The sequence below is a fragment of the Phycisphaerae bacterium genome (genome assembly GCA_035275405.1).
Lineage (GTDB): Bacteria > Planctomycetota > Phycisphaerae > UBA1845 > UTPLA1 > DATEMU01.
In genome coordinates this window covers 256,812-282,159 of the sequence record DATEMU010000005.1, presented here as the reverse complement: position 1 = coordinate 282,159, position 25,348 = coordinate 256,812, and the positions used below count along the sequence as shown (strand labels likewise).

The 25,348-nt window shown below is 62.9% G+C and carries 23 protein-coding genes and 1 tRNA gene; 7 read left to right on the top strand and 17 right to left on the bottom strand.

Annotated features, from left to right (window positions below):
• Nucleotides 1-96 precede the first annotated feature (96 nt).
• From VJZ71_09055 to VJZ71_09005, 11 genes are all read right to left on the bottom strand, one after another.
• Entirely contained in the window at nt 97-1,512 is a 1,416-nt protein-coding gene (locus tag VJZ71_09055) for a PQQ-dependent sugar dehydrogenase (protein ID HKQ48202.1), read from the bottom strand.
• Between the two features lie 198 nt (nt 1,513-1,710).
• Nucleotides 1,711-2,706, bottom strand: coding sequence for a GDP-mannose 4,6-dehydratase (locus tag VJZ71_09050; protein HKQ48201.1), 996 nt, complete (start codon nt 2,704-2,706; stop codon nt 1,711-1,713).
• Nucleotides 2,707-2,729: 23 nt separating this feature from the next.
• The gene (locus VJZ71_09045; protein ID HKQ48200.1) at nt 2,730-3,656 is read right to left on the bottom strand and encodes a formyltransferase family protein; all 927 of its coding nucleotides are present in this window, start codon (nt 3,654-3,656) and stop codon (nt 2,730-2,732) included.
• A complete protein-coding gene (locus VJZ71_09040; protein ID HKQ48199.1) occupies nt 3,653-4,840 on the bottom strand; it encodes a DegT/DnrJ/EryC1/StrS family aminotransferase in 1,188 nt (395 codons plus the stop codon). The genes VJZ71_09045 and VJZ71_09040 overlap by 4 nt, the downstream gene beginning before the upstream one ends.
• On the bottom strand, nt 4,840-5,610 hold the full coding sequence (locus VJZ71_09035; protein ID HKQ48198.1) for a glycosyltransferase family 2 protein: 771 nt from the start codon (nt 5,608-5,610) through the stop codon (nt 4,840-4,842). The genes VJZ71_09040 and VJZ71_09035 overlap by 1 nt, the downstream gene beginning before the upstream one ends.
• The gene (locus VJZ71_09030) at nt 5,570-6,235 is read right to left on the bottom strand and encodes a class I SAM-dependent methyltransferase (protein ID HKQ48197.1); all 666 of its coding nucleotides are present in this window, start codon (nt 6,233-6,235) and stop codon (nt 5,570-5,572) included. Before VJZ71_09030 ends, VJZ71_09035 begins: the two co-directional genes overlap by 41 nt.
• A complete protein-coding gene (locus tag VJZ71_09025) occupies nt 6,232-7,368 on the bottom strand; it encodes a GNAT family N-acetyltransferase (protein HKQ48196.1) in 1,137 nt (378 codons plus the stop codon). The genes VJZ71_09030 and VJZ71_09025 overlap by 4 nt, the downstream gene beginning before the upstream one ends.
• Before the next feature lie 7 nt (nt 7,369-7,375).
• Nucleotides 7,376-8,509 (bottom strand): DegT/DnrJ/EryC1/StrS family aminotransferase, encoded by a 1,134-nt coding sequence (locus tag VJZ71_09020; protein HKQ48195.1) that lies wholly within the window; start codon nt 8,507-8,509, stop codon nt 7,376-7,378.
• Between the two features lie 158 nt (nt 8,510-8,667).
• Nucleotides 8,668-9,738, bottom strand: coding sequence for a Gfo/Idh/MocA family oxidoreductase (locus VJZ71_09015; GenBank protein ID HKQ48194.1), 1,071 nt, complete (start codon nt 9,736-9,738; stop codon nt 8,668-8,670).
• Between the two features lie 107 nt (nt 9,739-9,845).
• The gene (locus VJZ71_09010; GenBank protein ID HKQ48193.1) at nt 9,846-10,862 is read right to left on the bottom strand and encodes a radical SAM protein; all 1,017 of its coding nucleotides are present in this window, start codon (nt 10,860-10,862) and stop codon (nt 9,846-9,848) included.
• A 334-nt stretch (nt 10,863-11,196) separates the two neighbouring features.
• A tRNA-Val gene (locus VJZ71_09005) sits at nt 11,197-11,270 on the bottom strand.
• A 154-nt stretch (nt 11,271-11,424) separates the two neighbouring features.
• Here VJZ71_09005 and VJZ71_09000 point away from each other — a divergent pair.
• From VJZ71_09000 to VJZ71_08990, 3 genes are all read left to right on the top strand, one after another.
• Nucleotides 11,425-13,194, top strand: a complete 1,770-nt coding sequence (locus VJZ71_09000) for a phospho-sugar mutase (protein ID HKQ48192.1) — start codon at nt 11,425-11,427, stop codon at nt 13,192-13,194.
• Nucleotides 13,195-13,496: 302 nt separating this feature from the next.
• A complete protein-coding gene (locus tag VJZ71_08995; GenBank protein ID HKQ48191.1) occupies nt 13,497-13,715 on the top strand; it encodes a hypothetical protein in 219 nt (72 codons plus the stop codon).
• Between the two features lie 3 nt (nt 13,716-13,718).
• Nucleotides 13,719-14,132, top strand: coding sequence for an HNH endonuclease signature motif containing protein (locus VJZ71_08990; protein ID HKQ48190.1), 414 nt, complete (start codon nt 13,719-13,721; stop codon nt 14,130-14,132).
• A 52-nt stretch (nt 14,133-14,184) separates the two neighbouring features.
• On the opposite strand, the gene VJZ71_08985 is transcribed toward VJZ71_08990, so the two are convergent.
• Nucleotides 14,185-15,444 (bottom strand): protein kinase, encoded by a 1,260-nt coding sequence (locus tag VJZ71_08985; GenBank protein HKQ48189.1) that lies wholly within the window; start codon nt 15,442-15,444, stop codon nt 14,185-14,187.
• Between the two features lie 69 nt (nt 15,445-15,513).
• Here VJZ71_08985 and VJZ71_08980 point away from each other — a divergent pair, with 69 nt between their 5' ends.
• Together VJZ71_08980 and VJZ71_08975 are read left to right on the top strand one after the other, a co-directional pair.
• Nucleotides 15,514-16,149, top strand: coding sequence for a hypothetical protein (locus VJZ71_08980; protein HKQ48188.1), 636 nt, complete (start codon nt 15,514-15,516; stop codon nt 16,147-16,149).
• Nucleotides 16,150-16,250: 101 nt separating this feature from the next.
• Nucleotides 16,251-16,940, top strand: a complete 690-nt coding sequence (locus tag VJZ71_08975) for a hypothetical protein (GenBank protein HKQ48187.1) — start codon at nt 16,251-16,253, stop codon at nt 16,938-16,940.
• A 17-nt stretch (nt 16,941-16,957) separates the two neighbouring features.
• On the opposite strand, the gene VJZ71_08970 is transcribed toward VJZ71_08975, so the two are convergent.
• Together VJZ71_08970 and glp are read right to left on the bottom strand one after the other, a co-directional pair.
• On the bottom strand, nt 16,958-18,151 hold the full coding sequence (locus VJZ71_08970; GenBank protein ID HKQ48186.1) for a PQQ-binding-like beta-propeller repeat protein: 1,194 nt from the start codon (nt 18,149-18,151) through the stop codon (nt 16,958-16,960).
• 70 nt (nt 18,152-18,221) lie between these two features.
• A complete protein-coding gene (gene glp, locus VJZ71_08965; GenBank protein ID HKQ48185.1) occupies nt 18,222-19,460 on the bottom strand; it encodes a gephyrin-like molybdotransferase Glp in 1,239 nt (412 codons plus the stop codon).
• Between glp and miaA the strand changes: the two genes are divergently transcribed.
• Entirely contained in the window at nt 19,459-20,505 is a 1,047-nt protein-coding gene (miaA, locus tag VJZ71_08960; GenBank protein ID HKQ48184.1) for a tRNA (adenosine(37)-N6)-dimethylallyltransferase MiaA, read from the top strand. The genes glp and miaA overlap by 2 nt on opposite strands.
• A gap of 31 nt (nt 20,506-20,536) precedes the next feature.
• Here miaA and VJZ71_08955 read toward each other — a convergent pair whose 3' ends face one another.
• Both VJZ71_08955 and VJZ71_08950 read right to left on the bottom strand, forming a co-directional pair.
• Nucleotides 20,537-22,543 (bottom strand): VWA domain-containing protein, encoded by a 2,007-nt coding sequence (locus VJZ71_08955; GenBank protein HKQ48183.1) that lies wholly within the window; start codon nt 22,541-22,543, stop codon nt 20,537-20,539.
• Entirely contained in the window at nt 22,540-23,457 is a 918-nt protein-coding gene (locus VJZ71_08950; protein HKQ48182.1) for a DUF58 domain-containing protein, read from the bottom strand. Before VJZ71_08950 ends, VJZ71_08955 begins: the two co-directional genes overlap by 4 nt.
• Nucleotides 23,458-23,603: 146 nt before the next feature.
• On the opposite strand from VJZ71_08950, the gene VJZ71_08945 reads away from it, so the two are divergent.
• Nucleotides 23,604-23,927: an ATP-dependent Clp protease adaptor ClpS gene (locus VJZ71_08945; GenBank protein HKQ48181.1), complete on the top strand. Its 324-nt coding sequence runs from the start codon at nt 23,604-23,606 to the stop codon at nt 23,925-23,927.
• Nucleotides 23,928-23,998: 71 nt separating this feature from the next.
• Here the strand turns inward: VJZ71_08945 and VJZ71_08940 are convergent, their stop codons facing one another.
• The gene (locus tag VJZ71_08940; GenBank protein ID HKQ48180.1) at nt 23,999-25,258 is read right to left on the bottom strand and encodes an NAD(P)/FAD-dependent oxidoreductase; all 1,260 of its coding nucleotides are present in this window, start codon (nt 25,256-25,258) and stop codon (nt 23,999-24,001) included.
• Nucleotides 25,259-25,348 lie beyond the last annotated feature (90 nt).

Genomic DNA, 25,348 nt, shown 5'->3' with positions numbered 1-25,348 from the left:
GCATGGGATCGGAAAGGCCGCTCATCCAGGCGCGAGTGTAAGAACCCGCCGAACCGACGTCAATTCCGCATCCGTTCCGCCTTACAGGAGGAGCGGCTAGTCGGAGAGCAGTGCATTCACAAAACCCGTCCGGTCGTTGAGGCTCAGGACGCCGTCGCAGTTGAAATCGCCCTGCGCGTCCGGATCGACCGACGGAAATTGCGCCGCGTAGGCCGCGGGGTTCACCAGGGCGAGCGTAAACGCGCTGACATCGCGCCCGTCGAAGCTCCCGTTTCCGTTCATGTCACCGAGGGCAATACCCGCCGGGACGATCCTGAACACCTGACCGTTGGGATTACCGTCGCCGCGCGTGACGATGTAGATTTCGCCGTCCGCGTCTTCTCCGAAGGAGGTGATCGAACTGATGATAAAGTTCGGCGGATCGAGTTCCGCCGTCCGTTCCTGAAATTCCGTGACCGTGCCGCCGACATAACGGAACGACCAGATCTTATTCGTGCAATAATCAGCAAAGAAATAGGTGCCGCGAAGGTCGGGGATTTTGCAGCCTCGGTAGACATATCCGCCCGTGACGGAGCAACTGCCGTCGCTGTGATCGTAGTCGTAAATGGGCGGCGTGAGCGCGGGCGAAAAGCAGGTGCATCCCCCCAGACCGGAGCAGATGGAGCCCTCCATGCACCTCCAGCCATAGTTGAGCCCGCCGGGGCTGTTGCCCGGCTCGAAGTCGATCTCTTCCCGCGCCGCTTGTCCGACGTCGGCGAGGTACATGTCCGAGGTCAGTCGATCGAAGCTGAATCGCCAGGGATTGCGAAGCCCGAGCGCCCAGATTTCGTCGAGGACCATGGGGTCGCCGACAAACGGATTGTCCGGCGGGATGTCATAGAGGTTGCCGGGGCTGGAATTGCTGACGTCGAGCCGCAGCACTTTTCCGAACAACAGGCTGCCGTCCTGAGCGCGGTTGAACGGATCCTGTTGATTGCCCCCGTCGCCGAACGATGTGTACAGCATTCCGTCGTCGGGTCCGAAGGCGATCATGTTGTTGTCGTGGCTGGGTGTGGGCTGAGCCAGCGTCAGAAGCGTCAGTCCTGAGTTGGGATCGGCCACATCGGGGTTGCCGGTTACGGAGTAACGCTCCAAAACCGAGGTCAGCGTCGCGTTGATGACTCTCATGGCGTTGATATAAAAGTATCCGTTCGTGGCGTAGTTCGGATCAAAGGCGAAACCGAGCAGGCCCGAGTCGCCGCAGCATTGGACGTTGATGGTGATAAACGGTTGCGGCAAAAGGGCGCCGTTCTTGAATATCTTCACCTCGCCGGTCTGCTGAACGATAAACAAGCGGCTGCTGTCGCCGGGCGGGGCCGTCACAAAGAGCGGATACACCAGTCCGGTCGTTACGCGTTCGGTCGTCAGCGGCGTATCCGCCCGGATCCCGGGTTCGCCCACAAACGCGAAACTGAAGAGTGTCGCCAATCCCCAGACCACCGGTTTTGAAAATGAGTGTCGTTGTCGATGCATTGTCTTCCTCGCGCCAGGCGCAGGTCCATCCCGACGAATCGGGAAGTCGACGGGGGCCAGACTGCTATCTGATATATGCTCGCGAGGATGCCACCACGCCATGATTAGGTATTCATTCTAGCGCGCTCATCCGCAATTAGAGAGATAACGCGCGATTCAGGGCCTGGTGCGGGTGATCGAGGCGCGGTCCCAGTTCGCCTACCAGTTGGGCAGCGCTGCCGCTTCGACGGAGGTCTTGGCGGCGATTCCATCCGCATTGAACCAGTCAATAAAGCGTTGCAACCCTGTGCGGATATCCACAGCCGGGGAATATCCCAACAGACGCTTGGCCTTGGCAGTGTCCGCGAAGTGGCGCATGACGTCGCCGGGTCGCGGCTCGGCGTGCTTTATGCCGACGTGCTTAGTGCCCGTCAGTTCCATCAACATTTCCGCAATACGGAGGATCGAAACTTCGCGGCCGTAGGCGATATTGATCACGTCGCCGACGAGTTCGTCGCATTCCCCGGCAAGTTTCAGCCCCAGCACCGTCTCTTCGACATAGGTGAAATCCCGCGTCTGGCTGCCGTCGCCGTAGACGACCGGCTGCCGCTCGGCTTGAAGCTGAAGCATGAAGCGGGGAATGACCTCCGCGCGGGCGCCCTCATAGGGTTCGCGTGGGCCGTAGGAATTAAAGGGCCGCACAATGATGGCGGGCATGCCGTAGGTCCGCCAGTACGCGAGGGCGTACAGCTCCCCGGCGAGCTTGCTTGCGCCATAGACGGTGATGGGATTGCAGGGATGCGTCTCGGACATCGGCGCGGTCAGGGCGGTGCCGTAAACCTCGGACGAGGAACAATAGATGAAACGCTTCACGCCATGATGATGCGCCGCCATACAGACATTGAGCGTTCCGCCGGAGTTGATGTCGTGGCTCATTTCCGGCTTGTTGATCGACGTGCGCAGGCAGGAGATGGCGAGGTGGTAGACCACGTCGATGCCCCTGGCCAGCTCAAACATCCGGTCGCGATCGGTGATGTCGGCCTTGACGATGCGGACATTCGGCTTGTCCTTGACGTTGGCCAGATTTTCCATGCGCCCGATGGAGAAATCATCCACGACGAGGACGTCGTTATCCTTTGCGAGCAGATCGGCCAGATGGCTGCCGATGAAACCGGCCGCGCCGGTGATCATGATCTTTTGATTGCTGAACTTCATTTCACCCTCATGATTGCCGCCAATTACGCCAGGCGGTCTCCAACTTTGATGCCGGTCGTCAAATCTGAAAATGTCCTGGACGGCGATTGAGAATCGAGCAGGCCGCACAGTTGAATCACGCCACCGCCGACGGCCACGTCAAGGGATTGAGTCGTCAGCGCCATAACGCGTCCGGGCTCGGCTTGATTCGCCGGCTTTATCTCGCCGCCCATGCGCGTGATGGCGATCTCGCCTCCGTTCACTTCGATCAGCGGATACTGAAATGGAGGGAAGATCATGGAGCGAATCCAGCGGTGGAGTTCCATCGCCGGGCGATTCCAATTCACGCGCCGCGTGGAAAAGTCAAACTCGCCATTCTTGTGATAGGAGGCGACGGCGCGATCCTGAGGCAGGCGCACCGATAACTGCTTTTGCGAAAAGGGATACAGGCGTTTGAAGACGACGACGGCGGCGGCGGAGACGTTGTCGTACACCTGCCGGGCCGTGTCTTCCATGGAGATTGGCACGGCTTCCTGGTCGATCAAGTCGCCGGCGTCGATGTCCTCGATCATGTGGTGCATGGTCGCGCCGGTCTCGCGGTCGCCGTTGAGGACGGCCCAGGCAATGGGGGCCACGCCGCGGTTGCGGGGCAGGAGGGCGAAGTGCAGGTTGATGCAGGGACAGCCGATCGCGTTGAAGAGCGGATCTTTGAGGATCTGGTCGTACTGGATCGACACCAGAACCGCCGCACGATAATCCGTCAGTCGCTTGATGAAGGAGGGGTCGTTGATCTTCGGCGGCTGCTCGAAGGGAACTTTCAGTCGCAGCGCCGCACCTTTGAACGACTTCTGCCAGCCGTCCTTGCCATCGTCGCCTTTTGTACCGATGGCCCAAACCTCGTCGCCGCGAGCAACCAGGAACTCCAGACATTCCACAGCCGAATCGTTCTTTCCGCAGAGGATGATCTTCACGGGGCCGCCCTCCCCGCCGAACTCCGGCCGCCCATTACGCGGCCCAGGGCCGCTCCAATCTGCTCGATGACAAACATCTGGTCCTCATGCGACAGGTCGGTGTACATCGGCAGGACGACCGTCTGGTCCGTCGCCGCTTCCGTGTGTTGGAGCGATCCGCTGATTCGGCCGTTTGCGTGACACGGCTCCCGATGGATGGCCATCAGACCGCGCCGCGTGGCGATGCAGTGATGGTGCAGCTCGTCCAGAAAAGCATTTCGAGTCCGGGCATCCGCCCCGCGCAGCCGCACGATGTATGACTGATACGTCGTCGTGGCGTCCTTCGGCACGAAGGGAATCTCGATTTGCGGAAACTGGCTTAGCTCGCGGTCGTACACGCGGGCAATCGCCTGCCGCTTTTCGAGAAAGGCGTTGAGCTTGGCCATTTGCGCGATCCCCAGGCTGGCCTGGATGTCGCACATTCGGAAGTTGTAGCCGACTTCCGGATAGGTCTCGATGATGACCCGGTCGGCCGCGTGGCGCTCCAGGTCCGAAACGGACATGCCCTGATGCCGCAGGAGCCGCAGGTGATCGGCGAGTTTCTTGTCATTCGTCGTGATCATCCCGCCTTCGCCGGTGACGATCACTTTTCGCGGATGAAAGCTGAAACAAACCAGATCGCCGTCGCCACCGACCGGCCGGCCTTTGTAGCGCGAGCCGATCGCGCAGGCGGCGTCTTCGATGACGCGCAGCTTGCGTCGGCGGGCGATCTCGTTGATGCGATCCATGTCGGCGGGCATGCCCAATTGATCGACGGGCATGATTGCCCTGGTGCGGGGGGTGATCGCGGGTTCGATAAGATCCGGGTCGATGTTATAGGTCTTCGGATCGACGTCGACGAAGACGGGCGTCGCGCCCGCATGGACGACGCTGTTGGCCGTGGCGATAAAGGAGAGCGAAGGGACGATGACCTCGTCGCCGGGGCCGATGTCCAGGACGCGGAGGGCCAGGAACAGGGCGGTGGTCGCGGAGGTGACGGCCACGGCCTCCTTGGCGCCGACGAATTCGGCGACGAGGCGCTCGAACTCGGCGACGCGCGGGCCCTGCGTGACCCAGCCGGAGCGGAGGGACTCGATCACCAGGCGCTCTTCGGCGTCGTCAAACGACGGTTTGGCCACGGGGATGTTTCGTCGGGTCACTTCCATCACCATCCATGCCGCCAGGCGGCGAGGCGAAAGCGCAACATATCCTTCAGGGTCCACATGATATCATGCAGCTTGCCAAAATGGGCCTTTCCGCCGGTGCGTCTGCGGAATTCAATCGTTACTTCCCGGACGCGTCGTCCGGAGCGCTCCGCGCGGATGATGAGTTCCGGCGTCACGAAGGCGGGACTGGTGGAAACGAGCTGGACGGACTGCGCGTAGGAGCGACGGTAGAACTGTACGAAGTTCAGGTCCGCTGTCTTCGGGGCGAACAGAATCCGCAGGAGCATGTTGTTGGTCCAGGAGGTGACTTTACGCCAGGGCGAGTGGGCCGCCCGGTTGATCCGGCGCGCCACGAGCACATCCGACTCGTGAAAATATGGCGTAAATTGATCAATGTCCTCGGGAGCCAGCGGAAGGTCCATTCCGTCGTGCAGGATCCACTCGCATCGGGCCGCCTGTATCCCCCGGGCCAGGGAGATGCCGTAATTGACGTTTCGCTCGTTGTGTACGACGCGAATTCGGGCGTCCTTCCCGGCCATCTCGTCCGCAATCTGGGGCGTGCGGTCCGTGCTGCCGTCGTTGATGATGATGACCTCGAATTCGTCGGTGAAGCGCTCCAGCGACTGCACCATCCGGCCGACGGCGCGCTCGACGTTCATCTCCTCGTTGAGGCCGGCCATGATGACGGACAGACTGATCTGCCGTCGGGCGGTCGGGTCGGCGGAGGAGTCAGCCGGTGGGGTTTCGGTAGACGTAGGTCGTGTATTCATATAACCGATAATCGTGGCGAACGGTCACGTAGCGACTCAGTTCCCGGCGGCAGAACTCCAGCATCTCTCCGGGATTCGAGTAATAGAGCTTGTCATTCTTGAAATCGACCTGGTCGGTCATCAGATTGAACGCGATACCGACGCGGCAAAGGTCGTACATCTTGCGGATCATGTTTCGGACGAAGATTCCCCACTCGTTCTCGCTGTTGTTGACCCGCACATGAAACAGACCGGAGCAGACCAGGACGTCGTAGGTCGGGAGATTGGGCTCCGCCAGGAGGTCCCGGCGATCGAACCGGATTTTGGGATGACGCCCTCGCGCGGCGTTCACCATTTCGGCCGAAAGATCGCTTCCGCTGTACTCGGCGGTTCCTCCGCGTTCGCAGAGAAAGTCGCATAAATGGCCGGCCCCCGCGCCAACTTCATGGATGGACTTGCCGTTGAGGTCGCAGATTTCGCAGAGTAACTTGAAACGCAGCCGTTGCGACGCCTCATCCTTCCAGTCCATTCCCTGGGCGGTTGGCCCGTGAGTTTGCAGGGCGGCTTCGTAGTGGCTGACGACGGTTCGCTTGAGGTCCGCGAAATCTTCGGTGGGATTCTCCGGCGCGGCGGTTTTGGGTTTCATGATTCGGCCCCCGCCAACGCCTGCCACGCGCCTTCCCGCGAACTTTCCGCAGGGCCGCCGCCGGGCGCCACGCCGATCCTGTCGAACGGCATGACGTAGTGCCATCGATAGGCCTCGCGGACGAACGCAACCGTCGTTGAGGTGAAGGGGGAGATATCGCCGGTGACTTTCGTGCAGATGTAATAGGTCGCGTCGCGGCTGCCCCACTGTTTCTTGAAGCGGTAGACGCCGCTGCCGGGCGGCGAGGCCTGCCAGTTGTAGTAGCGCAGGCCGCGGGCCTTCGCCCAACGGATCGTGTGCGCGGCCATCAGGAAATTCGGCGAGAGTTTGGAAAACTCGGTGCGAATCGAGGGCATCAGGGCATCGATCACCTGGCCGTGGTAGACGTAAAACCCGCCCGCCACCATGGTGTGAGGGGCTTCCTTCAAACGAACGAAAAAAAACCGGGCCTTGTCGCGCGGGACCATCTCGCGGAGGGCGCCCATGAACATCTCGCGCGGCAGCGGCGTCGCGCCGATTTCCGTATGCCGCGCGGCGTGGATCTCGTACCACTCGGCGACGTTCGGTTCCGATTGCCCCTCGTCCATGACCAGTTCGCCGCCCTGGGCCTTTTTCAGGTTGCGCAAGACGTTGGTGTCGGCCTGGGGAAACTCGCCGGTCGCCGTCACGCCCGTTTCCAAGTCGAGCACCTGGCAACTATTCTGCAGCGAAAAATCCGCGGCGAAGAAGCGCTGGTAAAGTTCGTGGTCCGGCCAGAAGGGATTGGTGATGACCGTCGCCGTCGCGCAACCCTTTTCTTTTGCCAGTTCGACAAAGGCCCCGAGCAAGGCCTGATAGATCGCCGGCGCGTTTTCATTCGGGAGGCACGCCACGCCGCCCAACGCTCCGGCCTGCGGGCAGGTCGTCAGGATGCTGCCCAGCGGTCCGTCGTATTTGTAGGCCGGCAGCACGCCGAGCAACCTGTTATTCCGCCGACTGCCGAGAAAGAGCGGCACATCCGGTCCGATCGGCGCGATGACATTTCTCCAGCCGATCGTCTGTTGCGCAAAGCTCGCAGGGCACGCTTCGAAGAAAGCAGCGACTTCCTCGTCGGCGGCGGGCGAAATCAAAGAGACGTCGTTGGATGCTCCCATGGCCGCCTCACCGCGCGCCGACCCTGGACGTGGGGGCGCGCTCCCGCAGGAATTCGCAAACGTGGTCCGCCACGTAATCGACTTGTTCGTCGGTCAGTTCGGGATACATGGGAATGGATAGCAGCCCCCGACACGTCTGCTCGGTGACCGACATGTCGCCGAAGCGATGGGAATGGGTTTTGAGCGCGGGTTGCAGATGGCCGGGGATCTTGTAATGGATGCCGGTGCCGATGCCCCGGCCGTTCAAGTACTCGATCAAGCCGTCGCGATGTTCGGTCTGAATCGGGTACAGGTGATAGACCGGCTCGGAATCGCCCCTCGGCTTGAGCAGCTTCAGGCCGGTCTTGGCCAGTCGCTCGTCGTACTGGCGGGCGATCGCAACGCGGCGGCCGTTGTTGGCCTCCAGGAGTCGCAATTTCAATCGCAGGACCGCGGCCTGAAGTTCATCGAGCCGGAAATTGTACCCGACGTGGGCGTGCTCGAACTTACTGACGTGGCCGTGATGACGGTATTGCTTCATCAACTCCGCCAAGTCGTCGTGGGGCGTGGTGACGAACCCGGCCTCGCCGAAAGCGCCGAGATTCTTCGTGAAATAGAAGCTGAACCCCGCCGCATCGCCCATGCTTCCGCAGCGGCGGCCCTTATAACGGGCGCCGTGGGCCTGGGCGCAATCCTCAATCACCTTGAGCTTGTGTTCCCTGGCGATCGCCAGGATCGGGTCCATGTCCGCAGGGTGACCGTACAAATGGACCGGCATGATGGCCCTGGTCTTGGGGGACAACATGGGTCCGATTTTTTTCGGATCGATCGTCATCGTGCCGGGTTCGATGTCGACCATGACCGGCGTCGCGCCGGCGTGGACGATGGCCTCGATGCTGGCGAAAAAGGTGTGCGCGGGGACAATGACTTCGTCGCCAGCCCCGATGCCCAGGGCCTTGAGGGCGAGGATCAGCGCGTCGGTTCCGTTGGAGACGCCGAGACCGTGTTTGACCTCGCAGAACGCCGTGAAGTCTTTCTCGAAGGCCTGCACGTTGGGGCCGAGGAAGAGCTGCATCCCATCGAGGATCGCTTCAAATTCCTTGCGCAGGGCCTCGCGAATGGGCGTCAAAGAGGCCTTGAGATCGACCAGCGGTACGTTCATGGTTCGCGTCTTCCTTTCGAGCTAGTCCTCGTCCGCCACGGCGAGCCGTGTGGCGAACGGTCAAAACAGGAGTATGGTACTGCCCCCGACCGCGAGATGCCAAAGTGCGCTCCCTCGACTCCGGCATGGGCGTCGACGATGTCGCCGGCAGCGCAGTGCTACAAGTTGACCCGCTCCCCGCTTCGCTCAATCGACCGCTGCGCGGCCTCGAGTATCCGCACGACGCGCAGGCCGGACTCGCCGTCGGTGAGCGGCGTTGTCCCGTTCTGAATGCTCTCCACGAAATGCCGGCAGACGGCCTCCAGCGGTTCGGTCTTGTCGATCTTGGGGGCGAACATGTCGCCGGTTCGATAGTCGATCAGGACCTTGTCGCGCTCGGACTTGTCGCCGTTGATCGTTACGCCCTTGTCGTACACTTTGATCTTCTCGCTGGGGGCGAGATCGTCATAGACAATCATTCGCTTGGAGCCGCCGATGACGGTCGAACGAAGCTTGACCGGGGCGAGCCAGTTCACGTGGAAGTGGGCGATCAGGGAATCGTCGAACTTCATGCTCATGTAGGCGAGGTTTTCGAGCTTGCCGAAGTGCTTGCTGCCGATCGCAGAGACCCAGATGGGGGCGCGGCCGAGCAGATAATCCATGATCGACAAATCGTGGGGGGCGAGGTCCCAGATGACATTGATGTCGTGCTGAAACAAGCCGAGGTTGATGCGGACCGAATCGAAATAGAGGATGTCCCCGATCTCGCCGCTATCAATGATCGACTTGATCTTCTGGACGGCCCCGCTGTAGATGAAGGTGTGATCGACCATGATGGTCAGCCCGCGCTGCCTGGCCATGTTGACCAGCGTCTGGGCCGACTCGGAGCTGTGGGTCAGGGGTTTTTCCATCAGGACGTGCTTGCCGGCCTCGAGCGCGGCCTTGGCCAGCGGATAGTGCGTGTGGACCGGGGTGCAGATGGCGACGGCGTCGAGGTCGGGATCGGCGATCATGGCCGCAAAGTCGCCCTCGGTGCGGGCCGAGGGATAACGGCGTCCGAAGGGTTCCAGACGACCGGCGTTGGAATCGCAAATGACCCGCAAATCGCAGTCGCGCAGGGCGCTGAAGTTACGGATGATATTGGGGCCCCAATAACCACAACCCACGACGCCGACACGTACGACGGCCGGGGTTTTGGCGATTTTTTTCATCGACGGCTCCGCGAGCGTACCCGCTGCGGCTGGTGGCATTGACACGATCGTCCTCCCTCCCCGCGTCCTTGCGAGCGGCCGGCTTCCCTTCCTGAATGTAAAGCGCATTCATCGGCGAACCGTTGATTCGATGGTTCGCCGGCTTCTTAGTTCTTGCTCATGACCCTGGCGATCGCCTTTTCGAAGCCGTGGTCCCACTCCATATGCTGCCAATCCATGCAATGCTCGCACATGCCCATGTCGCGCCAGCGGCCGGTCATGTGCAGGTCGCGCATTTTTTCGTAGATTTCGCTCTTCCAGATTTCCTGGATGGTCTGGTCCCGCACGTTTCCGACGACGCCGTGATTCTGCCAGTCCTCCACGCAGAAGCGGACTTCGCCGTGCATGTTGATCGTCACGCGCTTCCAAAACTGCGGGCAGGGCCAGCGCTTGATGCCTTCGTCGAAGTACGTTTCCTCGACTTTGACCAGGCCCAGATCGTTGTTCAGGCCGCGGACGAGCACCTCGTCGACCATCGGACCCCAATAGTTCTTGAACAACTCGACTTCGTTCTTGGCCTGCTTTTGGTCGATGATGCTGACCATGATCTTGGTGGGCGATTTCAACTCGTTGCGCAGCTCGATCAGCCGTTTGGTGTTGGCGGTCACCAGGTCGAACTTGCCTTTAATGCGAATCTTCTCGTAGGTCTCTTTCGAATAGGCATCGGTGCTGACGTCAATCACGTCGATCGGCGCCAGGAGCAACCGCCGCATCTTTTCCTCGGTCAGGGCCATGGCGTTGGTGGTCAGATCGACCGGGCCGATGCCGGCGCGCTTCGTCTCCTCCACCATGTCGATGAAGTGGGGGTGGAGGATGGACTCGCCGTCGGCGGCGTAGCGGAAGACCCAGAGCTTGTCCTTGAACTGCCTGGTCTCCTCCACGATTTTGGTATGGATCGCCGGGTCCATGAACGCCGCCTTGTATTCGGGCAGCTTCTTAATGACCGGGTGCGCGCAATGGATGCACGCCATATCGCAGACGTTGGTGACCGCGATAACGATGATCGGCGGGAACTCTTCGTGATCCCGCTCGACGAAGCCGAAGCGGCCCTGCGCTACCGGCTCGGCCTCCTGGGCGGGCCCGAAGATGCCCGGGGAGACCACATTCAGTGGAACGGTCGCCATGATTGAATCGCCTTTCATCCCCCCCGACATCGACGCGATGGACCGAAAGGAGAATGCTTCCTTCGAAGACTCCAGACCGGAACACGCCAATGATATCACAGGAGGCGTGGGATTGGCAATGTCCGTGCCGTGCGAAAAACGCCGGGTTTCCGGTCCACAAAGCGGCCCAACGGGCGGTGCGATAAGGACTTAATCAGCGTACCGGCGATGTCGCGAATGATCTCGGTGGGGCTGATAGCCCATCTCGGCGAATGTCCCCTGGATTTGGGACGCATCGGCACGCGCTCATGATCGGCAGGGCCGCAGGCCGCAACCCTGGTTGGAGCACGATTACTGGGCGTTGCAGGACTCGAACCTGCGACCTCGCGGGTGTGATCCGCGCGCTCTAACCAACTGAGCTAAACGCCCGCTATTTCATCAGCGGCGGGACTATTGTAGCCCGGAGGCCGGGGTCAGCAAACTTCGAACGGCCCGGAGGCTCCAAGGATCCCGGCCATCCGTTCTTGGCCGCCCGGAGGCTCGCCTTCTTGCATCGCATCCCCTGAATCGAGACGATTCCGCCATGGATCCCGCCATTCAATCCGCCGTCGATCGCTGGCTTGCGGACCCCGCGATCGCGCCGATCGATCAACAAGAGGTGCGCGACCTGTTGGCGCGCGGCGATGCCGGGGAATTGGCGGATCGGTTTTACCGTGATCTGGAGTTCGGAACGGGCGGGTTGCGCGGGATTATGGGAGCGGGCTTGAACCGAATGAACCCGTACACCGTGGGGGCGGCCGCACAGGGGTTGGCAAACTACATCGCAAAGGGAGGGGAAGCGGCCAGGCGGGGCGGCGTGGCGATTGCGTACGACTGCCGGCGGATGAGCGACGCCTTTGCGCGGCGCGTGGCCGAGGTGATGGCGGGCAACGGGATTCGTGCGTACCTCTTCGAGGCGCTGCGACCGACGCCGGAGTTGTCGTTCGCCGTGCGACATCTGAAATGCACGTCGGGCGTGGTGGTGACGGCGAGCCACAACCCGCCGGCGTACAACGGGTTCAAGGCGTATTGGAGTGATGGGGGGCAGGTCGTCCCGCCGCACGATGCGGCGATCATTGAGGAAGTGCGGCGGGTCGGTGGATTCTCGAATGTCCGGGCGATGCCGCTGGCCGAGGCGAAGTCGCAAGGGCTCGTCAATCTGATTGGCCACGAGATCGACGAGGCGTTTCTGGAAAAGGTCCAGCAATCCACGCTGGCCCCCGACCTATGCCAGACGCAGGGCAAACAGCTCAAGATCGTCTTCAGCGCGCTGCACGGGACGGGCTCGACACTGGTCCCCGAGGCCCTCCGCAGACGCGGATTCGTCAATGTCAGCGAAGTCGCCGAGCAAGCCCGGCCCGATGGCGAGTTCCCCACGGTGAAATCGCCGAACCCGGAGGAGGGGGCGGCGCTGGCCATGGCGATCGATCTGGCGCGGCGGGAGTCGGCGGATCTGGTCATCGCGAGCGACCCAGACGCCGACCGCGTGGGGATCGCGGTGCGCGACGCGACGGGAAATTATCCGCTGGTGACCGGAAACCAGATTGCGGCGATTTTGACGTACTACCTGTGCGAGCAGCTCACGCGGAGCGGCCGGTTTCCCAATCGCGGTGTCGTGCTCAGCACTATCGTGAGCAGCGACTTGATGAAGACGATCGCGCGATCGTACGGGGCGGAAGTGGTCGAGACGCTGACGGGGTTCAAGTGGATCGCGGCGAAGATTGGCGAGTTTGAGCGTGACGGGTCGGGGCGACGGTTCATCTTCGGAGCGGAGGAGAGCTACGGGTACATGCCGTGCGACTACGTCCGCGACAAGGACGCGGTGACGAGCGCGGCATTTCTGGCGGAGGCGGCGGCGTTTGCGGCCAGCCAGGGGCAGACTCTGCTTACGCTATTGGATTCGCTCTTCGCGAAATTCGGCTTCCACCAGGAAGGGGCCAAGAGTTTCACGATGCCGGGCCAGGACGGCGCGACGCGGATCGCGGCGCTGATGGATGGTCTGCGCCGCTCGCCCCCGCGGACGATGGGCGGCCGGCCCGTCCAGACGTGGGCGGATATCCAGACGGGTGAGGTGCGCGAACTGGCGACCGGCATAGTCGTCGGACGATACGAGTTGCCGGCGAGCGATGTCATCATGCTGACGCTCGACGATAAGACGAAGGTGATCGCTCGGCCGAGCGGGACGGAGCCCAAGATCAAATTCTACATCTTGGCGAAAGAGCCGGGGGATGATCTGGCGACGGCTCGAATGGGGGCTTCGATAAAAATCGAGGCGATCTCCCACGAGTTGTCAATGATCGCGGGCGAGGCCTGAGCCGGCGCAGACTCGTCGCGCGATGGGCCCTGCAACGAGTTTTTCGCGCCTCGAAAGGTTCTTACCTTGACTTTTCGTGGAAGTAAGGCTATTGTTAGGTCGAAATAAAGGAAGCGTCGAATGGGTGGTCCGGTGCTATTTTGTGCTTGGCGAATGTAGAACGAAAGGCTGTCCCAGCTAATCTCTGCTAATCTCGCCACAAGAAAATAAAAAATAGCGGCAACGACGGAGGTGCGGATGCATCGACGTTTCAGGGAACCCGGATATAATCCAAGACTACGCCGAGGACGGAGTAGAAGTCCATGAGCCGTCTAATTCACCTCGAACTCGAACTCCCGTCGGACCTGGACCGGCTGCGTCTCCCTTTGGCCGTCGATGAGCGATTGCACGAGTTGCTAGATCGCCAGGACCGCGGGGAGAAGTTGTCCGTCCGCGAGCGTTCCGAGGCTGAAGGGCTGGTCAATTTGGCCGATCTTCTGTCACTGCTCCGGCTTCGCTCGGAACAGGGCAACGGTCACTAAGCGATGTCGCATGTTCCTGCGGACTTGCACAGGGCTGTGATAGAGCGATCCGCCGGTCGATGCGAGTATTGTCGACTCGCTCAGCTCGGACAAGAAGCTACGTTTCACGTCGACCATGTGATACCGATTTCCGCGGGGGGACGGACCCAACTTGATAATCTTGCCTGGGCGTGCGTTTCCTGTTCATTGCGGAAAGCTGCACGTCAAAGCGCGATGGACCCCCAAACCGGTGAAGCGGCGCCGCTCTTCAACCCTCGCGTTGACGAATGGTCGGATCACTTTCGCTGGGATGGGCCGCGAGCCATTGGCCTGACACCGATAGGGCGCGCGACGATCGTTGCCCTGCAAATGAATAGACCGTTGATCTTGGCGATTCGTGCTGAGGAAACGAAGCTCGGCCGCCATCCAACGGATTGACGTACCGTGTTGGGGCCGGGTCTGCCGATTTCGTCGGCCACAAGGATCGACGCTACAGCCCGCCGCGGAGCTTCCACCACCACACGAAGAGGCCCGCCGACACGATAAGTAGCGCGCCAAGTACGACCCACGTCACGATCGGCGACACGGGCTTGGCCAGCCGCGCGTGCGGCGGGGTGAGCATAAGCGTGGCATCCTTCTCGTCGGGCGACAACGCGCGTAGAAGATCTCCCGCGAGCATGTCGGCGGATTGGTAGCGGTCTTTGGGGTCGGCCTGCAGGCATTGCAAGACGATGTCCGCCAGGCGCGGCGGCCAGTTGGAGGGGAGCTGCTCGCGCTGGATGCTTCTGGCCTCTTGTTGCGCGCGGATCATGCCGCTTTTTGTCTTCGCCTGCACAAGCCGCGACCGCGTGATCGCGAAGTGCAGCGTCAGGCCAAGGCTGTAGATGTCGCTGGCGGGCGTTGGGCGGCTGCCGCGGGCGACCTCGGGCGAAATCCAACCCGGAGTCCCCAGCGTCCGCTCGGAGAGTTCCTTGATGCCCGCGATGCCCGTGACATCCGCGAGTCCGAAGTCCGTAACTTTCACGTGGCCGGCCGTGTCGATCATGATGTTGCCGGGTTTGACGTCGCGATGGATGACGCCGAGGGCGTGACCGGCGGCGAGGCCCTTGGCGGCCTGGGCGATGACGTAGCACGCCTGCTGGACCAGCATCGGGCCGTTTTGGTCGACGAGCGCGGCGAGGGTGATGCCGTCCACCCGCTCCATGGCGAAGTAATACATCCCTTCTTCCTGGCCGACCTCATAGACCGTGACGACGTTGGGATGCTGAATCTGCGCGGCGACGCGGGCCTCCTGCAGGAACATCTTGAGGCCGAGCGGCTGATGAGCGGGGTCGATCCGCCGCGGGAGCATTTTCAGTGCGACCGGTCGTTCCAGGTCCTTGTCGTAGGCTTCGAAGACATTGCCCATCGCGCCGAGGCCGAGGATCGCGCGGATTTCGTAGCGGCCCAGCGTACGGCCGACCCATTCGGCTGCGGCGGGCTGCGGCGGGCGGACGAACTTGGCGGCGAGATGGCCCATCGTCGAGCCGTGATCGGCCGAGGCGATCAGCGTCGAGCCCATCTGGGCCCACGCCGACGCGGCCGATCCAATCGCCCCTGCTATCTGACCGGCGGCGGTCGATTGGTCGCGCCAGACGTGGCCGCAGTGGCGGCAACGGACGCGCCGGCCGAGGGTGGGGCGCATGGGGACGTATTGGGAGCGGCATTGCGGGCAGACGAGCGGTGTGGGCTTGAATTCGGGTTGGTCCATGGGCTCGGGAGAGGCAGTATAGATGGCGGGGCGGGGAATTGATAACCTCCACGGAATAGCGAATAGCGAATGGCGAATAGCGAAAGTGAAGCGACGCCGTTGAATCCGACGACGCCGCCCGATCCGATGAATTTGAGTCCTTGGCGCGAATATGCGCTGGGCTACCTCCGCGCGCAGTTGCGCGAGGATGCGCCCGGGGAGTTGGGGGTGGCGCGGGTCTTCGAGCGATCACCGTTGGAGGGCGACGGTGCGGTTGTGGTGTTTGAGTTTCGCGCGCGGCGCGGGGCGGCGGAATCGGACCAGTATTACGTCGTCGTGGGTCAGACGGAGCCGAACTACTACCCCGCGTACGGGCTCGACGCGGATGAAGCGTACAGCCTGCACCTGGGGACGCGGTTCATGCTGGTGATGGGTGTAGCGCAGTGCGTTGCGCCCGAGGGAATCGATGTGATGGCCGCCGCGAGGGTGGTCGTCGATCGCGTGGCTCCGTCCGCGCCGATCGAGGGGCTGACGGTCGCGGCCTGCTTCGATGTCGAAGGGCAGCACCATGTGGTTTTGCGCGGTCGCGTAGCGGGGCAAGACGTTTACATCATGGCGGGCGAGGCTCCGGCGGGGTTCTCGCGGCGCGTTGAACTTCCTCCGCAGGTCGCGTACCGACTGCATGTGGGGGCGGTGCTGCGTGTTGAGGCCCATCGGGCCGAGTGACGAGTTTTGGGTCCGCGGACGCACCGAATTCGCCGGGATGCAACCGATACTAGAATTAAGCGTAATACTCAGATGGTCATCGCCGATTGGGGTCACCTGTGGTGAAGTCGATTCGTCCTATTCTCATCGGGGCCGCCGCACTGGTCGCGGCAGGCTATGGCATTTCCAGTTACTCCGGTCGCGAGGTCCGAGAATTGCAGGGCCGCGTGCAGGAATTGGAAAAGGAGCGGACTCAGCTCGTGGAGTTCGCCGAGCGGCTGACGGCCTCGCGGCGGGTGGCGCAGGTTGATGTGCTTGACCGGCGGACGGACGAGGCGGGCCGGTCTATGACGACGCTGCGCTGGCAGGAGATCGGCGCGGACGGGGCGCTGGCCGTGCCGCAGACGATCGAGGTGCTGGGCGAGTCGGCGTATTTCGAGGCGATGGTGATCAAATTCGAATTTCGACGCGTCCGCGAGGCCGAGGCGGGACGCGCGGCGAGCCTGGCGGTATTTCGGCGGATTTTTGGCGAGATGGAACCGCCGGAGGAGGGCGATCCGCTCCCGGCGCCCAGCGGCCTGAGCGCGGCGGATGCGGAGATGTGGCGGCGGTTTTGGGAGATCGTGAACGATCCGAAGCTCGCGGCGAAGTACGGCATCCGTACGGCGCAGTGCGAAGCGCCGAGCGTGCCGCTCGCACCGGGGCAGACGTGGGAAGTGTCGCTGGATGCGGCCGGGGGGTTGAACGTCAGGAAGATTGGCGGGCGGGCAATCGAGACCGTCCCATCTACTACCACGAACGATAGCCTTTGAGGCCGGAGCAGACGGCGTTATTCCCGCAGGTCAATGCAGACTACTTTTTCCAGGTTCCGCGCGTACATCCGGCCGTTCGCGATGACCGGCACCGTCCAGCAGCGACCATCGAGGATCTTCGCCTCTGCCGTCGGCTTGAAGCCGCTCGGATCGGGCGGGCCGACGCGCAGTTCGCCGCTCTCGGTCAGCAGGAAGAGCTTGCTGTCCGCCAGGACCAGTGTGCCATTCATCGTCCGCGGTTGCTTCCAGCGCTCGGAGCCGGTCATGAAGTCTACGCACTTCAATGCCTTCTCATCGCTGGAATAGAGGTTTCCGCCCGTCAGAATCGCCGACTGGAACTTGTTGAGCAGCACTTTGCTTTTCCAAACCTCCCTGGCGGTGATTTTTCCCTTTGCGGCGGAGAGTTTGAAAAGTCCGCAGCCGGTCTGGTAGCCGGAATTCAGGAATAAATGACCTTCGTGGTAGATCGGGGCGGCGGCGTTGACCTTCCAATCCGTCTTCCAGGGAATCTTACCGACTATCTTGCCGGCTTCGAGGTCGATGATCGACGCTCGATTGGCGGTAAAGGCGCAAATGAACTTCCTTCCGCCGAATTCGAAGGGCAGCGGCGTCGCATAGCCGGGGTCATCGTTGTCGCACTTCCAAACCTTCTTGCCGGTTTTCTTGTCCGCGGCGCGGAGGGCGCCATCCGATCCGCCCGCCTGAAAAATCGCAAGGTTACCCTCGATGAGGACCGAGCCGGAGTAGCCCCACTGCGGCACGTGCTTGTACCGCTGGCTCCAGATCTCGGAGCCGTTGTCCGCGTCGCAGCAGACGACGGTCCCATGGCCGCCGACGACGTAGACGCGGCCGTCGCTCACCGTCGGCGTCGCCCGCGTGCCGTCGCCGAACTGGTCGCGATACTCTTTTTCGAAGGGTCGCTTCCAGATTTCCTTGCCGGTGGCCGCGTCGAGGCAGATCAGCACCTGCTGTGCGTCCGTAGTGCCGCAGGTGTAGACGCGATCGCCGACACAGGCGAAGGAACTGAACGCCGAGCCGATCTGGCGCTCCCAGAGCACTTTCGGGTTGCCATCCCAATCCGTCTTGAGCCCCTTTTCGGGGCTGATGCCGTCGTGATTCGGCCCGCGGAAATTGGGCCAATCCCCAGCGGTCGCCGCGTTGGCTGATAGGACGATCGCGCCGACGAAGAATGGAAGATTCAATATCCGCATAGCACCACTCCGATGTAAGCGGCGACAAACGACCCTCGCCGCATTAATAAACGATCCCGCCTGCTTATCTTCACGACTCCGTCACGAGGACTTCCACCGCAGCGCCTTCCGCCAACGGCTTTGTCGGATCATCGCGGACCAGAAGCGCGTTGGCCAGAGCCAGTCCGAAGGGATCAGCGGACCCACTCCAAAGACAAGGCTCTGTCATGAGACCCCGGCCTGGGTCGTTCCACACCCGCGCCGGTACATATGCCGGACGCGCATCGCGATGCGGAGCGAGCGCGGTCGACAGAATCGCGCGAATGCGGGGTGGCGGTTCCGGCTTGAAGCCCTGCAGCCCGCGAATTGCCATGCGCGCGAACAACCACGAACAGACATACGCGCTGACCGGATTGCCGGGCAGGCCGAACACGTGCTGGCCGTTTGCGCCGCGGCCGTACGCAATGGGTTTTCCCGGTCGGACTTCGACGCCGTGGAACAACCAGCGTACGCCGAGCGATTCAAAGACCCTGGGGACCAGATCAAGCGTGCCCATCGACATGCCGCCGACCGTGAGTACGACGGGCTCGCACAGTGCCTCGCGTAGCCGCGCGGTGAGTTCGCCCTCGTCGTCGTGGACGATGCCCATGTATCGCGGCGTCGCGCCGAATTGTCGCACGAGCGCGGCGAGCATCGGCCCGTTGCTGTCGAAGATCTGACCGGCCTTTCGCGCCGAGCCCGGCGTCACCAGTTCATCGCCGGTCGAGACGATGGCGACGCCGACCTCGCGGGCGACTTCCAGCATCGCCGCTCCCGCCGTCGCCGCGGCGGCGATGTGCGCCGGGCCGATGGTCAGCGGCGGTGTCAGGATCGTCTGGCCCTTTTTACGGTCGCTTCCACGCAGCGCGACAGCCTGTTGCGGCTTGACGGTCGTTGCAATGGTGACTTCGCTTCCTGCAATGTTCGTGTCCTCGATCCTCACCACGGCATCCGCTCCCACGGGAACCGGCGCTCCGGTATTGATCTGCACTGCCTGACCGGCGCCGAGCGTCGCCGTCCATTCGCCGCCGGCGGGGACGAGTCCGACCACCTTGAGCCGCGCGCCTGCGGTCGCACAATCGGCCGCGCGGACCGCGAATCCGTCCATCATCGCCTTGTTAAATGCGGGGTAATCGTCCTGCGCGACGACCGGCGCGGCCAGGATTCGGCCCTTGGCCGCTTCCAGCGCGATGGGTTCGTGACCAATCGGCTCGATGCCCTCGGCGACGGCCGCCTGCGCCTCCTCCACGCTGACGAGCCGATGCTGATCTTTTCCCCAGGTTCGTGCCATGGGCGGGACTTTCTCGCAGGCCTTTCGCTATTCGCCAGCCGGCTACCCGCGGCGGCGGCCATTCGCTGTTATCCTACCGCAAAACTCCGTGAATCCCGACGCCACCAAACCGCCCTCGATGATCCTGCTTCTCGGCTGCACCGCTTCCGGGAAGTCCGCCGCCGCGCTGGAACTGGCCTCGCGCCTGGATGCCGAGATTCTCAGTATCGACTCCATGCAGGTCTATCGCCGCATGGACATCGGCACGGCCAAGCCGACGCCCGCGGAGCGCGCCGCCGTCCCGCATCATCTCATCGACGTGGCCGAGCCGGGCGAGTTGTTCAGTGTCTCGCGCTTTGTGGAACTGGCCGATGCCGCCATTGCCGATATCCACGCGCGGGGACGGCGGGTTCTGGCCGTCGCCGGGACGCCGCTGTACCTGATGGGCCTGATGTACGGTCTGTTCGACGGCCCATCGGCCGACGAGGCGTTTCGCGCGCACCTCCGCGCCCGCGCCAGTCGCGAAGGCACGCCCGCCCTGCACGCTGAGCTAAGCAAATTCGACTCCAAGGCCGCCGAGCGCATCCATCCCAACGACCTCAAGCGGATCGAGCGGGCGCTGGAGGTGTTTCACTTGACGGGGCGGCCGCTGTCGGAGCAGCAGGTGCAGTGGGAGGCCGGCGCGCTGCGTTATCCCGCCATCGTCGTCGGCATCCGCCGGTCGCGCGAGGACGTCTCGCGGCGAATCCGGCTGCGGGTCGAGGCGATGATCGCAGCCGGACTCGTCGAGGAGGTACGATCGCTCGCCAATGAACTGGGCGAACAATCGCGGCAGGCGGTCGGTTACGCCGAAATCCTCACGCACCTGCGCGGGGCGTGCTCACTGGGGGACGCCGTGGAGCGGATCAAGATCAATACCCGCCAGTTCGCCAAGCACCAGCGGACGTGGTTCCGGAAGTTCGCGATGACACGGTGGATTGACGTGGAACCCGATGAAACCACAGCGTCCATCACCGAGAGACTGTGGCAAGCAATCACGGAATGTCGAATAGCGAATAGCGAATAGCGAAACCAGACAGAGCCGCCATTCGCAATTCTCAGACCATCACGCGCTTGTTATAGACCCACCACTCCAGCATCAGGATCGCCAGCGCCGCGGCCACCGCCCACGGCCACAGCGGCTCGTTTACTTTGGTCTCCCCTGCCACGGCTGCGACTTTTTCCGAGCCGACTGTGAACTCCGGATTGGGTGTGATCCGCGACTCACCGGCGTCCAGCAGATTTACAGCATACATCTCCTTCGCCTCACCCGCGTCGAACGTTGCCTCATACACGCCGACCTCGCGGGTCTTAGCGTACGTGAGCCGCGACTGACCGCCGACATCGATCTCGTCGGTGTAGCCGTCGGGTCGGCGAATCCGTGCCTCCGTCGCGCCGGGCGGCACGGGGATCGTCAGTGTCTGGCCCGGCCGCACGAGCCGATGGGTATCGACCAGCCCGCCGGACGCGAGGTAGCCGAGCGCATTTTGTACGAAGATGGGAAACGCCTCCTTCAACGGGAAGTTCGACTCCAAGAGATCAAACGCCGCGATCACATAGCGATGTCCGGGATCGGTCAGCATCGCCATGACCGTCGAATCCTGCCCGTCGAGCAGGCTCGTGGCGTGGCGGGGCAGTATCAGCCGGCGCCACTTGGCGATGTACAGGTCGTCGTAGTTGACGTTGCGCAGCAGCGGATGATCCTGCCGGCCGTATACGACCAGCTGTCCCTCAATCTCCTCGTCGGAGCTGACGCCCTCGATTTTGGGCAGGCCGCCGAAAAAAAGGTAGTTGCCCGGCGGGAGCCGCTGCGTGTCGTGGAGATCCATTACGACGAGATCAAAGGCCGAGCGGCCCGCACTGGCGAGCTTGTCCTCGGCGGCCGATTCGTATTCCGCAGGCGTCATCATTTCGAATGCGCTGATCGACAATGCGTCGGCCAGCTTCTTGAACATGGCCCGGACCTGCCAGCGATCGGATACGGCGAGCACCCGCGTGGGCTTGGGCGGCTCGATCGGCGCGAAGACGGTGTTGTCCACCGCCAGCGCGTCCTTGTGGTGCAGCCGGACTTCGACCACGCCGCCGGCCTCATGTTGAATCTCGAATACCACGTTTTGCCCGCTGGACATTCCGGCGCCCCCAGCCGGTCCGGTCGTGGCCTGCGTCGTCGAGCTTCGCGCCGGCCCCAATACGACTTCGCGGATCGCGCCGGGGCCCGACAGCGTTTTTCCATCCAGCAGCAGCGAGATGTCCGTCTTGACCGGCGCGGCCCCGAAGTTCTCCACTTGCACGAAGATAGAGAGCATCCCCGGCCGCTCGAAGTCCCGCCGCACATCAAACGCCGTGATCCCGACGTTGTCCGTCGCCGCGCCGATGCGATAGTAGCGCATCTGCCCGCGCGTCACGTACTGGCGGTCGGCGTCGGCGATGCGACCGTCGCTGAAGAGTTCGATATCCGCCGCCCCTTCCAATGCGGCATCCGGCACTCCGGCCGCCCCTGCCACCTCGACCAGGTTGCTGGAGTAGGCGATCGCGAGCGGCAGGGCCTCGCCCAGCAGGCTCGGGCTGTCCGTCGGCTCGATTTCGCGGATCAGCCGCGCGAGCCGCCGCTTGTCGTCGGTGAAGGTGCAGACCACGCTGGGCGAGTCCGCGAAGCTCACCACCATCGCCCGCGAATTGTCGGGCAGGTCGGTGACGAATTGCGCCGCCACGTCCTGGGCATGCTCCAACCGTGTGCGGCCGTCGGCTTCGACGGTCCGCATCGATCCGCTGCGATCGACAAGGAGGATGATGTTCCGCTCCGGCCGGCGCATGAGGTTGGCGATGGGGTTGGCGATGCCGAAGAGGACCGCCGCAAGAATGAGCAGTTGCAGGAATAGGAGGAGGTTCCGTCGCAGTTTTTGGAAGGGGGCGTTGACCTGCAAGTCCTGGATCGCCTTTTTCCACAAGAGCGTGGAGGAGACCTTGCGCTCCTGCCGCCGAAGTTTGAGAAAGTAGAGAAGTAGCAGGAGCGGGATGGCGATGGCCGCAATGATCCCCGCCGTCCACAGCGAGAGAAGTTTCATCGGACCAGCCCCCGACCGCGCAGGTAGTTGAGGACGAGCCCCTCAAAGGGGTGCGTCGTTGGCGTCATCAGATAGGTGACGCCGCGCTGCATGCAGTAATCCCGCAGCGATCCGCAATAGGCCTCCAAGTTCGCCTTGTACCGGTCGAGGAGCATCTTGCTGACGGTGATCTCGGCGACATCCTCGTCCTCGCAATCGACGAGCTTCAGGTCGCCCGTCAGGTCCGGCGACAATTCCTGGGGGCTGAGGACCTGCAGCACGTAGATATCGAGCTGTCGACCGATGAGATAGCGCAGCCCCTCGGCATAGCCCCCCTTGTCGAGAAAATCCGACAGGACCAGCACGACGCCTTTCGACGTGTGCCGCAGGGCGATCGCCTTCGCCGCGACGGCCAGATGGCTGCGGCCCTCGACCGGCAGCTTTTCCAGAAAACTCAGGAGTTGCGGCAGCATGCGGCGGCCGCGTATGCCCAACTGCCGCCCGACGAGCCGGTCGTTGTACGCATAGACGCCCACGCGGTCATAGTTGCACAGCCCGATGTACGCCATCGCCGCGGCGACGCGCTTGGCGTAGAGCGCCTTAGCCGGGTCGCCGTACTCCATGGACTTCGACACGTCCAGCAGGATGCTGACGTTCAGTTCCTCCTCTTCGAGAAAGAGCTTCAGGAACAATCGGTCCAGCCGGGCGTAGATGTTCCAGTCGATGTGCCGCAGGTCGTCGCCGACGACGTAGTTGCGATAGTCGGCGAATTCGGCGGACTCGCCCTTGCGCCGGCTCCGCCGCTCGCCTTTCTGTCGCGAGGCGTGGATCTTCCGCGAGACGATTTCGAGCTGCTCCAGCCGCGTGATGAAATCCGCGTCGAGGAGCGGCGCGGTCGAGGCGGCGATCGGTGTGGCGGCGGGCGTGGCGGTCATGGAGGAGGCTCCCGAAGTCTATCAGTATAGATGCTTCGGCGGGTGTACGCACCGTCGCAACGGCCTTTTGCACGTTGGCTTGCATTGCTCGATCCCCATTGACTATACTGAAGTAACGCCGGATTTCAGGGAGGTTGTATAGAGCCATGTCATCGCAGGTTTCGAAGGAACAGGGGACCATGACCCAGGAGCAAACGTCCACGACGGTTCGACCCGGCAAAGCCAAACCGCGGTTGCTGCCGCCCTTCAAGGTGATCCTGCACAACGACGATCAGAACTCGATGGAAGACGTGGCGGCGGCGATCCTCGAACTCACCCCTCTCAAAAAAGAAGAGGCCATCCTGCGGATGCTCGAAGCGCATGAGACGGGCTGCGCGCTGCTCCTCGTGACGCACAAGGAGCGGGCCGAACTCTACGCCGAGCAGTTCCACTCCAAGAGCCTGACGGTCACGATCGAACCCGCCGAGTAGGGCGGGTTTCACCCGCCGCGAATACCCTGTGGCCGCTAGGCCGCGCGTCAACTCGGCGGGCAGAGCCCGCCCTACGAGTATCCCGCCGCGTCCGCCAGCGCCTTCCCCGCCACACACCCACTCGACCACGCCCATTGGAAATTGAATCCCCCGATCCGCCCATCCACGTCCAGGATTTCGCCGACGAGATATAGCCCCGGGCACTTCCGCGACTCCATGGTCGCCGGATCGATTTCCGTGAGCGGCACGCCGCCCGCCGTGACTTCGGCGACGCCGTAGCCGCGGCTGTCCACGACGGGCAGCGGCCATTCCAGCAGCGACCGCACCAGGCGGCGCCGGTCCTCGCGCGCGAGGTGGGCCATTGCGACTTGGTCGGCGATCTGGAGATGTTGCAGGACGACCTTCGCGACGCGATTGGGCAGTCTCTCGGACAGGACGCCGCGAAGTTGCGCCTTCGGATTCGACGTGGCCAGGTCCATGAACCGCTGTTCGAGCGATTCGAACGTGTCTCCGGGACAAAACGACGCGCTGACGGCGACGCGGTGTAATTCCAACCTCGCCCGTAGCCAATGCCGCGACGCGTCCAGCGCGACCGGCCCGCTCACGCCAAAGTGCGTCCACAGCATCGAGCCGGTCATGCGCACGGGCTTTTGGCCTTCGATGCGAATGGTGAGTTCGACGACATGGCTGATACCGGAGAGTGCCGGATGAAAATCGCCGTCGAGCACCAGCGGCGCCAGCCCCGGCGTCGTCGGCGTCAGGGCGTGCCCCAGAGATTCCGCCAGGTGATACCCGCCGCCATCGCTTCCGGTCTTGGGCAATGACAACCCGCCGGTTGCAAGGACGACGCTTCGCGCCGCAATGAGCCCACTGGTCGTCGCCAACTCAAAACACACTTCCTCGCGCCGGATGCCCGTCACACGATGATCCGTCAGCAAACGCACGTCGCGCCGCTGGGCCTCGGCGATCAACGCGCTGAGCACGGTCTTGGCGCTGTTGGAGTCCGGAAAGAGCTTGCCGTTCTCCTCCTCGTGCAGATGGACGCCGATCTCGTTGAAGAAGGCGATCGTCTCCTCGACGGACAGGCTGTTGAGAATCCGTTGAACGACATGCCGGCTCCCGCCCCAGAAATCGCCGACGGTCACGGTGCGATTGGTGACATTGCACCGCCCGCCGCCGCTGACCAGGATCTTCGCCCCCAGTTTCTTCGCCCCATCGAGGGCGACGATGGAAAGCCCCGGCCGCGCCCGCGCCGCGAAGATCGCGGCGGCCAACCCCGCCGCGCCGGCGCCGACCACGGCGACCTCCACCATCTTGGAATCGGATGGCATGTGCTCATCCTACGTCACTTTGGGGCCCGGGTGGTTCATGGCCATCCGGCTTATTTCACCCTCCATTCGATCGTTTGCGGACGCGGGGGG

Coding starts and splice junctions, on each gene's coding strand:
- VJZ71_08970 (HKQ48186.1), bottom strand. CDS start 18,151: ATGCGGATATTGAATCTTCCATTCTTCGTCGGCGCGATCGTCCTATCA.
- VJZ71_09025 (HKQ48196.1), bottom strand. CDS start 7,368: ATGGGAGCATCCAACGACGTCTCTTTGATTTCGCCCGCCGCCGACGAG.
- VJZ71_09035 (HKQ48198.1), bottom strand. CDS start 5,610: ATGAATACACGACCTACGTCTACCGAAACCCCACCGGCTGACTCCTCC.
- VJZ71_09055 (HKQ48202.1), bottom strand. CDS start 1,512: ATGCATCGACAACGACACTCATTTTCAAAACCGGTGGTCTGGGGATTG.
- miaA (HKQ48184.1), top strand. CDS start 19,459: ATGGGCGGGACTTTCTCGCAGGCCTTTCGCTATTCGCCAGCCGGCTAC.
- VJZ71_09020 (HKQ48195.1), bottom strand. CDS start 8,509: ATGAACGTACCGCTGGTCGATCTCAAGGCCTCTTTGACGCCCATTCGC.
- VJZ71_08995 (HKQ48191.1), top strand. CDS start 13,497: ATGAGCCGTCTAATTCACCTCGAACTCGAACTCCCGTCGGACCTGGAC.
- glp (HKQ48185.1), bottom strand. CDS start 19,460: ATGGCACGAACCTGGGGAAAAGATCAGCATCGGCTCGTCAGCGTGGAG.
- VJZ71_09030 (HKQ48197.1), bottom strand. CDS start 6,235: ATGAAACCCAAAACCGCCGCGCCGGAGAATCCCACCGAAGATTTCGCG.
- VJZ71_09015 (HKQ48194.1), bottom strand. CDS start 9,738: ATGCCACCAGCCGCAGCGGGTACGCTCGCGGAGCCGTCGATGAAAAAA.
- VJZ71_08990 (HKQ48190.1), top strand. CDS start 13,719: ATGTCGCATGTTCCTGCGGACTTGCACAGGGCTGTGATAGAGCGATCC.
- VJZ71_09040 (HKQ48199.1), bottom strand. CDS start 4,840: ATGGAAGTGACCCGACGAAACATCCCCGTGGCCAAACCGTCGTTTGAC.
- VJZ71_08950 (HKQ48182.1), bottom strand. CDS start 23,457: ATGACCGCCACGCCCGCCGCCACACCGATCGCCGCCTCGACCGCGCCG.
- VJZ71_08940 (HKQ48180.1), bottom strand. CDS start 25,258: ATGCCATCCGATTCCAAGATGGTGGAGGTCGCCGTGGTCGGCGCCGGC.
- VJZ71_09050 (HKQ48201.1), bottom strand. CDS start 2,706: ATGAAGTTCAGCAATCAAAAGATCATGATCACCGGCGCGGCCGGTTTC.
- VJZ71_08985 (HKQ48189.1), bottom strand. CDS start 15,444: ATGGACCAACCCGAATTCAAGCCCACACCGCTCGTCTGCCCGCAATGC.
- VJZ71_09010 (HKQ48193.1), bottom strand. CDS start 10,862: ATGGCGACCGTTCCACTGAATGTGGTCTCCCCGGGCATCTTCGGGCCC.
- VJZ71_09000 (HKQ48192.1), top strand. CDS start 11,425: ATGGATCCCGCCATTCAATCCGCCGTCGATCGCTGGCTTGCGGACCCC.
- VJZ71_08945 (HKQ48181.1), top strand. CDS start 23,604: ATGTCATCGCAGGTTTCGAAGGAACAGGGGACCATGACCCAGGAGCAA.
- VJZ71_08980 (HKQ48188.1), top strand. CDS start 15,514: ATGGCGAATAGCGAAAGTGAAGCGACGCCGTTGAATCCGACGACGCCG.
- VJZ71_08955 (HKQ48183.1), bottom strand. CDS start 22,543: ATGAAACTTCTCTCGCTGTGGACGGCGGGGATCATTGCGGCCATCGCC.